Below are 12,589 nucleotides of genomic sequence, written 5' to 3' on the forward strand. Positions count from 1 at the left end.
CCGTTTCTCAGGACTTGATGAACTCGGACGCGGTGTACGCCTCGATGATCGGGCCCTTGAGGTTGTCGGGGAACGCGGTCTGCGGCGGCCGTGAATGCGGGTAGTCGCCCACCGGCAGGCCCAGTAGGCTGGCACCGAACTTGAAGCCCGCGCCCCAATGGGTGAACACGCCCGGCCGACCCGGGTGCTCCTGGTAACGGCGGCTGGCGGCCTTCATGCCCGACAGTCCGGTCTCGGCAGCGAACTTGTCGGCCCGATCGAAGTCGCCTGCGAGCAGAAGTACACGCCACTCGGAGAACAGTGGGAGTCCGGGCTTTTCGTAGAGGTAGAGTGCGGACCCCAGAGCGCCGGGGTGTGGTATTCCGAGCCGGATTCCGGCTTCGTCGTTCGCCTCCCACAGCACCATTTCAGGCGCGAGACGGTGAATCGCGAGGCTGTGCTGCGCGTCGAGGAGCCCGTTTTTGAGTCCGCACAGCGCCGGGATCTCGTGGTAGAGCTCTACGCATTCGCTCGGGGTCAGCACCAGACCCGTGGAGTGGGAGTTGAAAAATCCCAGCGGCATGTCGGTGCGATCCGCGACATAGCGCAGATACTCCAGAACGCCTGGCTTGCCGGAGCACTCGAAGTACGGCGTCAGGATGTAACAGATATCGACGCCGAGTTCTTGGGCGTGCAATGTCAGCTCGACACACTGCTTGGCGGTATCGGTGCTGGACATCACCTGCACGAGAGCCCCGGGCTTGATCCGGCGCGCCTCCGCCACGGCGACCCGAACGACTTCCTTGAGCTCCTCGGTAGTCAGCGACCAGAACTCAGCGATGCCGCCGGTGAGCCAGATTCCGTCCTGATTCAGATCGACCAGACAGTGACGTACCAGCGCACGTAGCGCCTCGAAGTCGATGTCGTCGCCGGACTGGCCGGTGAAAGGCGTGTAGAGCGAACTGCAGTTACCCCACAGATGCTCCGACGCCCACTCCTTGGCCTCCTTGCCGGTGACACGTGTGGACACTCGCGCTCCTCCGTTACCGCCCGCAGACTCTTGCCGGCCCAGGTGATGACTATCATGTGCGCGTCATGGTAGAACGACATGTGCGTTTTATGCAATGCTCCGCTGCACTAGCTGTGCAGACGTCGGACGCAATTCATCATCCGGCCGCATGAGGAATCGAGGCTCGCAATGTCCGGCAGCATGGAGGGCAAGGTCGTGGTGGTCTCCGGAGCCTCAATGGGTGTCGGAAGGGCGACCGCCCAACGCTTCGCGCACGAGGGGGCCACGGTCGTTGTACTCGCGCGTCGGAAACAGTTGCTTGACGAGATAGCCGAGACCGCCGCAGGCAATGTGGTCCCGATTGCCACTGACGTCACCTGCGCCACAGAAGTCTCCGCCGCCTTCGATCAGGTGGCGGCACAATTCGGACGCGTGGACGTGCTTGTCAACTCCGCCGGCGCGAGCCGGATTCGGCTCATCGAGGAGGCCAGCGACGAGGACATCACCGTCACGGTGAACACCAACCTCGTCGCACCGATCTACACGACGCGCGCCGCGATCCCGCTGCTTCGGGCCGCCGGCGGCGGCGACATCATGAACATCTCCTCCGAGATCACCCTTGATCACATGCCGATGATGACCCTCTACGCGGCCACCAAGCACGGACTCAATGGCTTCACCGAGGCGATGAATCATGAACTCCGCCCTGACTCGATCCGGGTGACCCTGGTCATTTTGGGCGCCGTCGGCGATTCCGCGGTCCACGAAAACTTCGGACCGGGCGACCTGGAACGAGCCTGGCCGATCTGGGAGGCCGACGGGTATCTGACCCGGATGAGCGGAACGCAACTTCTGACATCGGCGCGCGTCGCCGAGGTCTTGTATGACGTTCTGACCCAGCCACGCGATCTGATGATGGACGTGATCCACGTTCGCCCGGCTAGTACCTGAGGAGATTGCCGTGATCCAACCCATGGAGGGCGTGCGGGTGCTGGAGGTGGCTCAGTTCACCTTTGTCCCGGCGGCCAGCGCGGTCCTGGCGGACTGGGGCGCCGACGTGATCAAAGTCGAGCACGCCGAAACCGGGGACGCCCAACGAGGACTGAGCCGCCTGATGGATATGCCGGTCGGCAGCGGCTCCTTCGCGCCGCTGATGGAACACCCCAACCGCGGGAAACGCAGCATCGGCCTCGCGCTTGAGCAGCCAGAGGCATTGGACGTCCTGCACGAGCTGATCCGAACCAGCGATGTCTTCCTGACGAACTTTCTGCCCAGGGCGCGCCGACGGCTCGGGATCGAGGTCGACGACGTGCGCAAGATCAACGCCGACATCATCTACGTGCGGGGTTCGGGCTTCGGCAGCCGCGGTCCTGACAGCGAGAAGGGGGGTTACGACAGCACCGCCTTCTGGGCGCGAGGTGGCTCGGCCCTCGGGACCACCCCCGCGGAGTTCGACGGCCTGTGCAAGATGCCCGCCGGCGCATACGGTGACTCGCTCGGTGGAATGACCATCGCCGGCGGAATCGCCGCTGCGCTGCTGGCCCGCGAGCGGACCGGCGAGACATCGGTGGTCGACGTCTCCTTGCTGGGTGTGGGCGCCTGGGCGAACGCACTGTCGATCGGCTTCGCGCTCCTCACCGGGGGGCCACCGGAGCGCGTGCCGCGCGGAAGTTCGGCTCGAACCAATCCTCTGGTGGGTGACTACCGGACCGCCGACAATCGGTGGATCGTGCTGGCGATGCTGCAACCGGGACGCTACTGGCCCGAATTCTGTCGGCGGATCGGTCGCGAGGATCTGATCAACGACAGCCGGTTCGCTACCGCCGAGGCACTGATGGGCAACGCGGCAACGGCGGCCGAGATTCTCGTGCACGAGATCGCCGCCCGGACTCTCGCAGAGTGGACGTCAGCGTTCAGCGGTATGGAAGGGCAATGGGCCGTTGCGCAAGATCCCTGGGAAGTGGGACAAGACCCTGCCCTGCGGGCCAACGGAATGATCGCCGAAGTTCTCGACACCGACGGCACGCGGCGCGAACTCGTCGCCAACCCCGTGCAATTCGACGAGACGCCGGCCAGCCTGAGCCGTGCACCACAATTCGCCGAACACACTGACGAAATCCTGCGTGAACTCGGAAAATCCGAAGAAGAGCTGATCAACCTCAAAGTCGCCGGCGCCGTGACGTGATGCCCCGCCGTCAATCCTCGCGACGCAATATCGCAGCCGAACAGAACGCCCACAAATCGTCGACGCTGGTCTGGCTGCCGCCCGTCAACACTCGAGAGTGCGTCGAGGCGAGCAGCAGTTCCTGAAGCAGCGCCGCCTGGGTGTGTAGCCCGAGGTCCTCGCGCAGCCGACCCGAATTGGCCACTCCGGTCAGCAGTTCGACGATGAAGACGTGCAGGGGCTCCACCGCGCTCGCGAGGTCGTTTGACCGAGTCTCGGCCAACCGCAGATGCAGAACGCTCAACCCGCGGGCCAACCGTGCCGGCATCTCGGTGATCTCGGCCAATGCGTCCAGCAGTGCCCGAAGTCGCAGCACGGGGTCGTCAATGCCCTCGCACCGCGCCCGCAACATCGGCATCGCGGTTTTGCGCAGAATCGTCTCGTAGACGGCGAGCATCAGGCTGTCTTTGCTGTCGAAGAAGGTATAGAACGTGCGCTGAGACTGACTGGAGCGATCCACCACGTCCTGAATGGAGAAGTCACTCTCATCACGTTCGGATAGCAGTTCCACGGCGGCGTCAACGAACCGGTCACTACGCTTGCGGGCCCGGTCGATCGCATTGCGTAGCGACCGATCGACGCTGTCCCGTTGCCAGCTCGGAACGTACTCCTCCGCCGGCTCGGCAACCACCGGCTTGCGCTCAGCTGTCTTCTGTCGCGCCATTGATCCCTGCTCTCTCGTTGTCGACTTCAGCCAGGAAGGCACCGATGACTTCGGCGAACCGATCGGCACGCTTGTGGTGCACCGCGTGTCCCGCGCCGTCGAGTTCTGTGTACCGCGCCAAAGGGTTGGCAGCTGCGAACCGCTTCCCCTGAGCGCGCCGCGTCGACTCGTCGTCGGTGCCGGCCACCATCAGCACGGGACACCTGACACCGCCCAGTGCTTCCGTGGAGAACTCGGATCGGCCGACGCTGTCCACATGCATCGCACTCACGAGCTGACGCCAGTGCTCGGGTCCATGATGGGCCTCGTGCAAGCGCCGCAAGGCGAATGGCCAGGTGCGGTACAAATGCTCCAGACGCGGAGCCCGGTAGTCGGTGGGGCGGCCCGTCCCCGGACTTACCATCACCAGAGATCGCGCGGTCCCCGGAGCTGACAGTTCAAGCATGAGCGCGATCTCCGAACCGTAAGAGAAGCCTACGATGTGCGGATGTTCGAGCCCCAGATGCTCGATCAGATAGCGCAGATCCGCGCAGATCGCGTGTCCCAACTCGCCCGACTCACGAAATTCCGATCGTCCGTGGCCGCGCAGATCCGGCAGGACGCATCGATAGTCGGGGGCTAAGGTGGCCGCGAGCCGACCCCACTCGAACTCCCCCGTCGCCGTCGTACCGTGCACGAACAGGATGGGTTGACCGTCGCCCACCACGGAGTACCCCAAGGTCACGCCGTCGCGCTCGTAGGAGAGCGGGCGGCTTCCACCCACAAGATCAGTCATCACTTCATTCGCGCCCACGTCATCCTCGTTTCCGAAGGCGGGAGTCACACCTTTGGCACACTGCTCAGGTACCCCATTCCAGCGACGCCTGTTCAAGTCTCGCTAGCTGACTATTACGTTCTACTTTTACGGTAGCGGTCGTGCTATCGGTGAGATTAGCACGCTAACGTTTGTCGCATGGCGCCGTGACCAGTGCCAACGTGCGGCTCGGAATGGGACCATCGTCAAAGAAGCGAAGGCCCAAGACCCCGAGGCAGCACCGGCAAGATCGTCCGTCGCGAGCTTCAGGCACTCGTCGAAGCGGCCTAGAGCTGCCCGAGCCTGGCATCGCAATCAATCATTCAGGTTCGCGTTGGAACGCGCATCTGTGAATCGATTTCCATCAAGACCTTGGCCGCGGCCTTCGAAGCACCATGCTTCGCCTGTCCAAGAACTGGTACGAAGCTGCATGCTCGGGCTATCACTGACAATCGCGTGTCCGGTCCCAACTATTGGCGGTTGACAACGCCTGGGTCTCAGGCGTTTTAGTGAAGCGGTGGCCGTAGGACGCCGTGAAGCCCGGTTCTTAACCCGTCCTCCAGCCGACCCCGGTCAATTCGCCTTACGCCGCCTACCCGGAGTAAACGATATAGGCAGATGCTTGACCGCGTACACGTCCCCAGCATCGGGATATCTCTCCACCTTGCCGAGATCAACCTTGAAATCCGGTGCCCGGTCGAGCAGTTCGGTGATCATCGTCTTGAACATGACACGTGCCAGGTTCGACCCAAGGCAACGGTGCACACCGAGCGCGAAAGACATGTGCCGGTTGTCGGGACGGTCGAGGTCGAGCGTGTCGGGGTCGTCGAAAACACGGGGATCGCGATTTCCTGCGGCGTACATGAGTAGGACTCGGTCGCCCTCTTTCATTTTCCTACCGTGGAAGACGGCATCCTTGGTTACCCGGCGGCTGAGACCAATCGTCGGCGTCCCGTGTCGCAGAAACTCCTCGGTGGCTCGGTCCAGCATCGACGGATCGTCGATGATCCGCTGGCGCAATTGGTCGTCGGCCGCGATGCGCAGCACAGAGTTGCCGGTGAGTCCCGCGGTCGTGTCCATTCCCCCCAAGATGAGCAGGAACACGACGTTGACCAAGTCGGCGTCGGTGAGCTTGCGACCGTCCTGCTCATCGTTGATCAGTTCTGTCATCAAGCCGGGACGCTGAGTCTCACGCGATTCGTTGATTTCGGCCACGATCTGCCCGGCCATGGTGAGGATCTTGTTCATCGAACCCTCGGGGTCGACGACGCGTTCGTGAACGAATCCGTGCACCCAGCTGATCCATTCCCGCCAGCGGGTGTGGTCGAACCCAAGCATCTTGAGGATCAATTGCGCTGGCAGCGCCGTGAACAACTCTTGCGAGAGGTCGGCGGTGCCCCGTTCGATGAATTCGTCGATGAAGTCGCTTGCCATCTGGGTGATCGTGGGATGAAGCTTTTTGGCTGCTCCGGGCGACATGTGCTTGAGAAGAAATGAGCGATAGAACCCGACTTCCGGCGGGTCGAAATCGATGGGCGCCAGTTGCGGCGATCCCGGGGCCGGTGGCACGCCTTTGCCGTTCTCATCGGGCGTTGAGCTGAACACATCGGTGTCGTGGAGGGCGTCGAAGATTTCCTCGTAGCCACTGATGATCCAGAACCCGTCCCACGAACTACTTTTCGCGACCGGGCAGCGGTCACGCAGCTCGGCCAGCTTGCTGTACGGATCCCGCATGAATTCGGGGGAATGCTGGTCGAGGTCGGTGTCGAATTCTTCAGTACCCTGGGTGGTGGTCATAGCTATCGGCCTCTCGTTACCGCTCACGCACGGATTGTGATGACCTTTTCGGGACAAGCTACAGAGCCCTGCTCGGCAGCCTGCTCTTTTCCCGCAGGCACCTCGCCGCTCTCGCTGGCGATATAGCCGAGGTCGTCGAGTTCGAAGTAATCCTCTGAGGCCATCGCGCACAACGCATGGCCCTGACACTTCGACTTGTCGATGTCTGCTTGCATAACGTGTCCCCCCTCCTCAGCGGGCGGTTCCTCCGTGGTCTTCGAGAATGAGGATGGACCACACTGTAAACAATAATGTGGTGCGCACCACACATTAGGGTTGTTCGTGGTCTCCGTCAAGGTAGTGCAACGAGCAGCGGTTGAGAGGATGGCGGGCATGGCGACGCAGAACAGCTCCGGCCGAGCCGCGGCATGGGGTGCCGACCTCCCCGTTGATGAGGCGGATGCGCGCGAACGGTTACTCGCCGCGGCCGAAAGCTGTTACGCCGAACGAGGCGTGAGACGTACCCGGATGAGTGATATCGCCGCCAAAGCGGGCGTGCACCGTCGCACCGTTTACGACTATTTCGAGACTAAAGACGCCTTGCTGGCGGCCTGTTTCGTCCGCGCCATTACAGCTGTATTCGATGCGGCCGAACGCTGCTGGCGCACCACTAGCCCATTTCTGGAACAGCTGGTCGATGCCATGCTCGTCGGCCTCGACGCCGCACGAAATTCGCCGTCCCTGGCGGTCCTCATTGGTGCCGACGAGTTGGGCCAGACCTTCCGCGCAACCGAGGCGTCAGAGCTCTGGCGACAACGGCTGGCGGAGGGGCTCGGACAACGCCTGGCCGCAGCCGCTGCGGCGGGCGATGTGCGTGACGACGTCTCGGCGGAAACGATGGCGCGCTGGGTGACGCGCATTGCGTTCAGTCTGGTGGCCGAGCCCGGCCGCGCAGAAGACGGCGGGGACGAGGGTCTCGTGCGAGCCTTCGTCCCCGCCTGCCTGGCGCCGAGATCTACCGGTTAACTGCTGCCAACCAACACAGTGGAATTGGCGGAGACGCGTGGGTAGTGAAGCATCCGGCGGGCGTTCTCCTCGACGATCAACGCGCATTCGTCGTTGGGAATGTTTGCGAGTACCTCAGCGGCCCGCTTTCGCGAATTCGGCCAGTTGGAATCCGAGTGGGGGAAGTCGATTTCCAGCTATCCGGTCGATAGTCATCCCAACACGAATTCGAGTAACGGATCGGCGCGGATTTACCTGACCGTCAAACGTTCTCGAACCTTTGAATGCCGTAGCGACCGGACGCCGCAGGTATCGCGGCGCGTTCGACACCTGCCGCGATAAACGGCTCGTCAATCCAGCCGTAGACGGTCGGGACCGGAATACCTTGCTCGGCAAGGGTTTTCTGCAGCGACATTTCGTGATGCAACGGAAACTGCATCGGGATGTCCGCTCCCCGCTCGCCGCGCACGACAAGCGGCAGCGGGATGGTACCTTGAGAGATCAGCTGCAGACCGCCCTTGTCGGTGTGGATGGTGGGACCGATCGATTCCAGATACTGGAACCAGTTCGTCACGTAGGACACTCCGTCCGCCATCACGAAATTCCACAGGATGAATGGAACGAACACGGTGATTACTAGGGCGGCAATGTAATTCACTGCGGAGTGCCGAGGGCGAAACCTTTGCCGCAGCTTGGATGCGTCATCGGCTGTCAGTCGCTGGCTGGAAGAGGTTTGGCTTCCTTGAGTGCCAGCGGCGTCGAGCCGACGCTGAGCGACCCGACGCCGGCCTTGGTGACCAACACCTCAGCGTCGCTGTCATCGACGTAACGCTTGCCCATCGTGGTGCCGTCGGCGAAGGCCGGGTCGAGCGCGGTGTCGGCGGGCCGTTCGGCGCCCACTGGCAGCATCGGCTGGCCACCGCAACGCAGATCGTCCAGGCTCGCACCGGCTTTGACGACAATCACCTGGGTGTCGCACACCTGGCTTTGCAGGCGCGTGCCGTTCTTGATCATGCCGGACTCCTTACTGTCTCGGGGGGTGGGTTCAGTGCTCGGCGGTCGCCGGCGTGAGCTCGTCGAGGATCACCCGGCGCAACACCTTGCCGGTCGGCGTGGTCGGCAGTTCCTCACGGAAGACGATGCGATCCGGCGTCCGGGATCCGCGCAGCGTGCCGCGGGCGAACTCACGCAGCTGCGCGGGTGTCGGCGTCGCGCCGGCCTCGGGCACGACCACCGCCACGATGATCTGACCCCACTCGGCATCATCCTGTCCGACAACAACGACCTCGCGGACGTCAGGGTGTTCGACGAGCACGTCCTCGATCTCCGACGGGGCGATGTTCTCGCCGCCGCGGATGATGGTGTCGTCGGAGCGGCCGCCGATGAACAGGTAACCATCCTCATCCACCATCGCAACGTCTCGGGTCGGGAACCAGCCCTGCGCATCGAGGACGGAACCGATTTCGGCATATCGGCCCGACACCTGGGCGCCTCGCACGAATAGCTCGCCGGTTTCGCCCGGCCCGAGTGCGGTGCCGTCCTCAGCGCGGATCTGCACCTCGATGCCGGGGACCGGGCGACCGACCGAGCTCAGCCGACGGGCCACGGCGCCGTCGCGCGCCGCGTGGGCCACGCGATGGTCCTCGGGTGTGAGCACTGCAATGGTCGAGCTGGTCTCGGTCAGGCCGTAGGCGTTGACGAAGCCGACCTGCGGCAGCAGGTCGAGCGCCCTTCGGACCAGGGGCCGCGCCACCTTCGATCCGCCGTAAGCGAAGTTACGCAGCGTCGGAAGCTCGGCGGACTGCTCCTCGAGGACGGCGACGATGCGCGACAGCATGGTCGGCACCACCGTCGCGGTGGTGACCCGCTCGTCGCGGACCAGCCGAACCCATGCGTGCGGGTCGAACTGGCGCAGGTACACGATCGCCCGTCCCGCATACAGGTTTGACAATGCCGCCCCGACCCCCGCGATGTGATACGGCGGGACGCACACCAGCGCCGCATCGGCGGGATCGGCGCAACCGAATTCGACAGTGCCGGTGACATAACTGGTCAGGTTGTTGTGAGTCAGCTCAACGGCTTTGGGTCGCGACGTGGTACCCGAGGTGAACAACACGACCGCCACTTCGTCGGGGTCGGCGAAGGCCGACCCCGGATCGGTGGATCGCGCCGCCTCGATGAAGGCATCGGATGTCATCACCCGCTTGCCGAAATCAGGCACGACATCGCGGTACTGGCTGTCGACCACGATCAGCGGATCGGGTAGCCGATCGATGAGCTGTCGCAGCCCCTCTGCACTCAGCCGATAGTTCAGCGGGGTGAACGCCATGTTCGCGCGCGCCGACGAGAACAGCAGTAGAGGCAGCAACACTCCCCCGGTGCCCACATAGACGACGTGGGACGCCCCCGATCGGCTAATCACGCCCGCGCCGCCGTCGGCGAGCTCGCTGAGCTCGGCCGCGGTCAACCGAACGTCGCCGTCCACCACGGCAACCCGGTCGGGACCACCCGACGCCGCCATCTCCAGCAGCAACGAAATACTCAAAACCCCTCAGCCTTCACCCGCGATTTGGTGCCCTACGCCGCCGTTAATGCGCAGCGACCCGATTCTAGACCCGCGCCCACTAATCAGATATATAGTTATAGGCTTAGTGCCATCTGAGTCAACGCGCACTCCTGTCGACGGCCGAGTTGACAGTGACGCATCCTGAAGGGAACGCAATGAGCAGCACGCCCGAGATCGCCATCATCGGTGTCGGCCTTCATCCGTTCGGGAGGTACGAGGACCGGTCGGCGCTCGAGATGGGCGCCGTGGCGATCAGCAGGGCACTGCGCGATGCGGGGGTGCAGTGGTCGGACGTGGGCAGTCTGTACGCGGGCAGCCTCGAGGTCGCCAATCCCGAGGCGGTGACCGGGCTGGCCGGCATGACCGGACTCCCGGCGCGGGCCACGTTGAGCGGCTGTGCGACCGGCAACTCGCTGTTGACGTTGGCCGCGCGGGACGTTCAACTCGGCGAAGCCGACATCGCGGTCGGCGTCGGGCTGGACAAGCATCCGCGCGGCGCCTTCGGTGCCGACCCGTCGGTGTCGGGGTTGCCCCAGTGGTACGGCGATCAGGGCATGTTCCTGACCACCCATTACTTCGGGACCAAGATCATGCGCTACATGCACGATCACGGAATCACCGAGCAGACTCTGGCCCGGGTGGCGGCCAAGAACTTCGACAACGGCGCGCTGGCGCCGCACGCGTGGCGCCGCAAGCCGATGAGCGTCGACGCGATCCTGAGCTCTCCGATCGTGAATGCTCCACTGCGGCAATATATGTACTGCAATCCGAACGAGGGCGCTGCCGCCGTCGTGGTGTGCCGCGCCGAGGTGGCCAAGCAGTACACCGACACTCCGATCTACCTTCGCTCGACTGCACTGCGCAGCCGCCACAATGGCGCCTACGAGCTGTTGCGTACCTCGATCGAGCTGCCGATCGTGCCCGGCACCACCGCGGAGGCCGCGCGCGCCGCGTACGAGTTGGCCGGGATTGGCCCTGAGGACGTCGACGTCGCGCAATTGCAGGACACAGACTCCGGGTCCGAGATCATCCACATGGCCGAGACAGGGCTGTGCAAGGACGGCGAACAGGAGGCACTACTCGCCGACGGCGCCACCAAGATCGGCGGCCGATTGCCTATCAACACCGACGGTGGCCTGTTGGCCAACGGTGAACCGGTCGGCGCCTCGGGCTTGCGACAGGTCTACGAGCTGGTCCACCAACTACGAGGCACCGCGGGTGACCGTCAGGTGCCGAACGATCCGCGGGTCGCGCTGGCCCAGCTTTACGGGGCACCCGGAACCGCAGCCGTCGCCATTCTCTCCAAGTAACCCGACGAAAGGGAGCATCGCCAATGACGGACATCCAGGCCAAAGCACGGCGCCGCGCCGAGGTGGACCTCGACCACCACTCCCCAGAGTTCCGCGAGGACCCATACGGCAAGTTCCGTGAGATGCGCGAATCGGGTTGTCCGGTCGCTCATTCCGACCACTACGACGGCTTCTGGGCGCTGGTCGACTACGCCTCGGTGTTCGAGGCGGCCCGCGACGACGCACTGTTCAACTCCTTCCCCTCCGTGGGCGTTCCGGCGAGCGAACTGCCGCTGCAGATCCTGCCGATCGAGTCCGACCCACCAGAGACCCAGGAGTTGCGCGAAATCACCCTCAAGCGGTTCTCACCCGGTTCGGCCGAGCGATTCCGCGAGGCCGCGGTCGCGATGACCAACGAGGCGATCGACGCGTTCATCGAGCGCGGGGAGTGCGACCTGGTCGGCGAGCTGACCACCCCTCTGCCGGCGCGGCTGATCCTGCGGTTGTTGAACTTCGACGAGTCGCGTTACATGGACTGGGTCGGCTGGGTGCACAGCACCGTGCACGATCGTGCCCACGATCCGGAGAAGGCCGGGATGGCCGGCATGGAGATGTTCGGCGAAATCGTCAAGCACATGCAGGAGCGCCGGGCCGAGGGACTTGGCGACGAACTCTTCAGCGACATCCTCCGCGGCACGCTCCACGGCAAGCCGCTCGACGACGGTCAGATCACCATGTACACGGTCCTGATGATGCTCGGCGGCATGGACACCACCAGTGGGTTCACCGGGAACGTCCTACTGCGACTGTGCAAGGATAAGGATCTGCGCCGGCAGTTCATCGACGATCCAGGCCTGATCAAAAAGGGCACCGACGAGCTGCTGCGGTTGTACACGCCGACCCTGGGACTGGCACGCACCGTCTCGCGTGACGCGGAATTCCATGGACAGTCGTTATGCAAGGGCGACCGGGCGATTTTGATGTGGGCGGCGGCCAACCGCGATCCAGAGATGTTCTCCGACCCCGACACGCTGGATCTATCGCGCCCGAATGCCAAGAAGCAGATGGCTTTCGGCGTCGGCATGCACCGCTGCCTTGGATCCCACTACGCCAAGATGATGTTCGACGTGATGATGACCCAGGTTCTCAAGCGGCTGCCGGACTTCGAACTGGCCGAAGAGCCCAAGCTGTTCGAGGACGCCGGTGAGGTCTACGCGGTGCGCGAACTGCGCGTCAAGTTCACGCCGGGACAGCGCGTGACCTGACCGGGCCTGAGATTCGCTC

The 12,589-nt window shown here is 63.8% G+C and carries 13 protein-coding genes; 5 read left to right on the top strand and 8 right to left on the bottom strand.

The window, feature by feature from the left end; all coding sequences use genetic code 11:
- Positions 1-7: 7 nt before the first annotated feature.
- Positions 8-1,009 carry a dihydrodipicolinate synthase family protein gene (locus AC0KTM_RS12900; protein WP_472415713.1) on the bottom strand — a complete coding sequence of 334 codons (1,002 nt, stop codon included), beginning with the start codon at positions 1,007-1,009 and terminating at the stop codon, positions 8-10.
- Between the two features lie 168 nt (positions 1,010-1,177).
- On the opposite strand from AC0KTM_RS12900, the gene AC0KTM_RS12905 reads away from it, so the two are divergent.
- Complete coding sequence (locus tag AC0KTM_RS12905) at positions 1,178-1,939, top strand: SDR family oxidoreductase (RefSeq protein ID WP_472415714.1); 762 nt, start codon at positions 1,178-1,180, stop codon at positions 1,937-1,939.
- A gap of 22 nt (positions 1,940-1,961) precedes the next feature.
- Entirely contained in the window at positions 1,962-3,173 is a 1,212-nt protein-coding gene (locus AC0KTM_RS12910; RefSeq protein ID WP_472417472.1) for a CaiB/BaiF CoA transferase family protein, read from the top strand.
- Between the two features lie 10 nt (positions 3,174-3,183).
- On the opposite strand, the gene AC0KTM_RS12915 is transcribed toward AC0KTM_RS12910, so the two are convergent.
- The 4 genes from AC0KTM_RS12915 to AC0KTM_RS12930 all read right to left on the bottom strand — a co-directional run bounded on the left by AC0KTM_RS12915 (position 3,184) and on the right by AC0KTM_RS12930 (position 6,681).
- Positions 3,184-3,876: a helix-turn-helix domain-containing protein gene (locus AC0KTM_RS12915; RefSeq protein WP_472415715.1), complete on the bottom strand. Its 693-nt coding sequence runs from the start codon at positions 3,874-3,876 to the stop codon at positions 3,184-3,186.
- Positions 3,854-4,699, bottom strand: a complete 846-nt coding sequence (locus tag AC0KTM_RS12920; RefSeq protein ID WP_472415716.1) for an alpha/beta fold hydrolase — start codon at positions 4,697-4,699, stop codon at positions 3,854-3,856. The genes AC0KTM_RS12915 and AC0KTM_RS12920 overlap by 23 nt, the downstream gene beginning before the upstream one ends.
- 543 nt (positions 4,700-5,242) lie before the next feature.
- A complete protein-coding gene (locus AC0KTM_RS12925) occupies positions 5,243-6,466 on the bottom strand; it encodes a cytochrome P450 (protein WP_472415717.1) in 1,224 nt (407 codons plus the stop codon).
- Positions 6,467-6,489: 23 nt separating this feature from the next.
- Entirely contained in the window at positions 6,490-6,681 is a 192-nt protein-coding gene (locus AC0KTM_RS12930; protein ID WP_472415718.1) for a ferredoxin, read from the bottom strand.
- Between the two features lie 157 nt (positions 6,682-6,838).
- On the opposite strand from AC0KTM_RS12930, the gene AC0KTM_RS12935 reads away from it, so the two are divergent.
- Positions 6,839-7,471, top strand: a complete 633-nt coding sequence (locus AC0KTM_RS12935) for a TetR/AcrR family transcriptional regulator (RefSeq protein ID WP_472415719.1) — start codon at positions 6,839-6,841, stop codon at positions 7,469-7,471.
- A gap of 241 nt (positions 7,472-7,712) precedes the next feature.
- Here the strand turns inward: AC0KTM_RS12935 and AC0KTM_RS12940 are convergent, their stop codons facing one another.
- The 3 genes from AC0KTM_RS12940 to AC0KTM_RS12950 are packed head-to-tail and all read right to left on the bottom strand — an operon-like array spanning position 7,713 to position 9,995.
- Positions 7,713-8,108 carry a hypothetical protein gene (locus tag AC0KTM_RS12940; protein WP_472415720.1) on the bottom strand — a complete coding sequence of 132 codons (396 nt, stop codon included), beginning with the start codon at positions 8,106-8,108 and terminating at the stop codon, positions 7,713-7,715.
- A 53-nt stretch (positions 8,109-8,161) separates the two neighbouring features.
- The gene (locus AC0KTM_RS12945; protein ID WP_472415721.1) at positions 8,162-8,464 is read right to left on the bottom strand and encodes a hypothetical protein; all 303 of its coding nucleotides are present in this window, start codon (positions 8,462-8,464) and stop codon (positions 8,162-8,164) included.
- A 31-nt stretch (positions 8,465-8,495) separates the two neighbouring features.
- Positions 8,496-9,995, bottom strand: a complete 1,500-nt coding sequence (locus AC0KTM_RS12950) for a class I adenylate-forming enzyme family protein (protein ID WP_472415722.1) — start codon at positions 9,993-9,995, stop codon at positions 8,496-8,498.
- A 176-nt stretch (positions 9,996-10,171) separates the two neighbouring features.
- Here AC0KTM_RS12950 and AC0KTM_RS12955 point away from each other — a divergent pair, with 176 nt between their 5' ends.
- Complete coding sequence (locus AC0KTM_RS12955; protein ID WP_238956073.1) at positions 10,172-11,326, top strand: thiolase family protein; 1,155 nt, start codon at positions 10,172-10,174, stop codon at positions 11,324-11,326.
- A gap of 23 nt (positions 11,327-11,349) precedes the next feature.
- Entirely contained in the window at positions 11,350-12,570 is a 1,221-nt protein-coding gene (locus AC0KTM_RS12960; RefSeq protein WP_238956074.1) for a cytochrome P450, read from the top strand.
- Positions 12,571-12,589 lie beyond the last annotated feature (19 nt).

The sequence above is a fragment of the Mycobacterium sp. NTMscope_Eco_3 genome (assembly GCF_976985685.1).

What these genes read in the sequence shown, in the direction of transcription:
- AC0KTM_RS12960 (WP_238956074.1), top strand. Translation starts at nt 11,350, where the DNA reads ATGACGGACATCCAGGCCAAAGCACGGCGCCGCGCCGAGGTGGACCTC.
- AC0KTM_RS12930 (WP_472415718.1), bottom strand. Translation starts at nt 6,681, where the DNA reads ATGCAAGCAGACATCGACAAGTCGAAGTGTCAGGGCCATGCGTTGTGC.
- AC0KTM_RS12935 (WP_472415719.1), top strand. Translation starts at nt 6,839, where the DNA reads ATGGCGACGCAGAACAGCTCCGGCCGAGCCGCGGCATGGGGTGCCGAC.
- AC0KTM_RS12925 (WP_472415717.1), bottom strand. Translation starts at nt 6,466, where the DNA reads ATGACCACCACCCAGGGTACTGAAGAATTCGACACCGACCTCGACCAG.
- AC0KTM_RS12910 (WP_472417472.1), top strand. Translation starts at nt 1,962, where the DNA reads ATGGAGGGCGTGCGGGTGCTGGAGGTGGCTCAGTTCACCTTTGTCCCG.
- AC0KTM_RS12905 (WP_472415714.1), top strand. Translation starts at nt 1,178, where the DNA reads ATGTCCGGCAGCATGGAGGGCAAGGTCGTGGTGGTCTCCGGAGCCTCA.
- AC0KTM_RS12915 (WP_472415715.1), bottom strand. Translation starts at nt 3,876, where the DNA reads ATGGCGCGACAGAAGACAGCTGAGCGCAAGCCGGTGGTTGCCGAGCCG.
- AC0KTM_RS12945 (WP_472415721.1), bottom strand. Translation starts at nt 8,464, where the DNA reads ATGATCAAGAACGGCACGCGCCTGCAAAGCCAGGTGTGCGACACCCAG.
- AC0KTM_RS12955 (WP_238956073.1), top strand. Translation starts at nt 10,172, where the DNA reads ATGAGCAGCACGCCCGAGATCGCCATCATCGGTGTCGGCCTTCATCCG.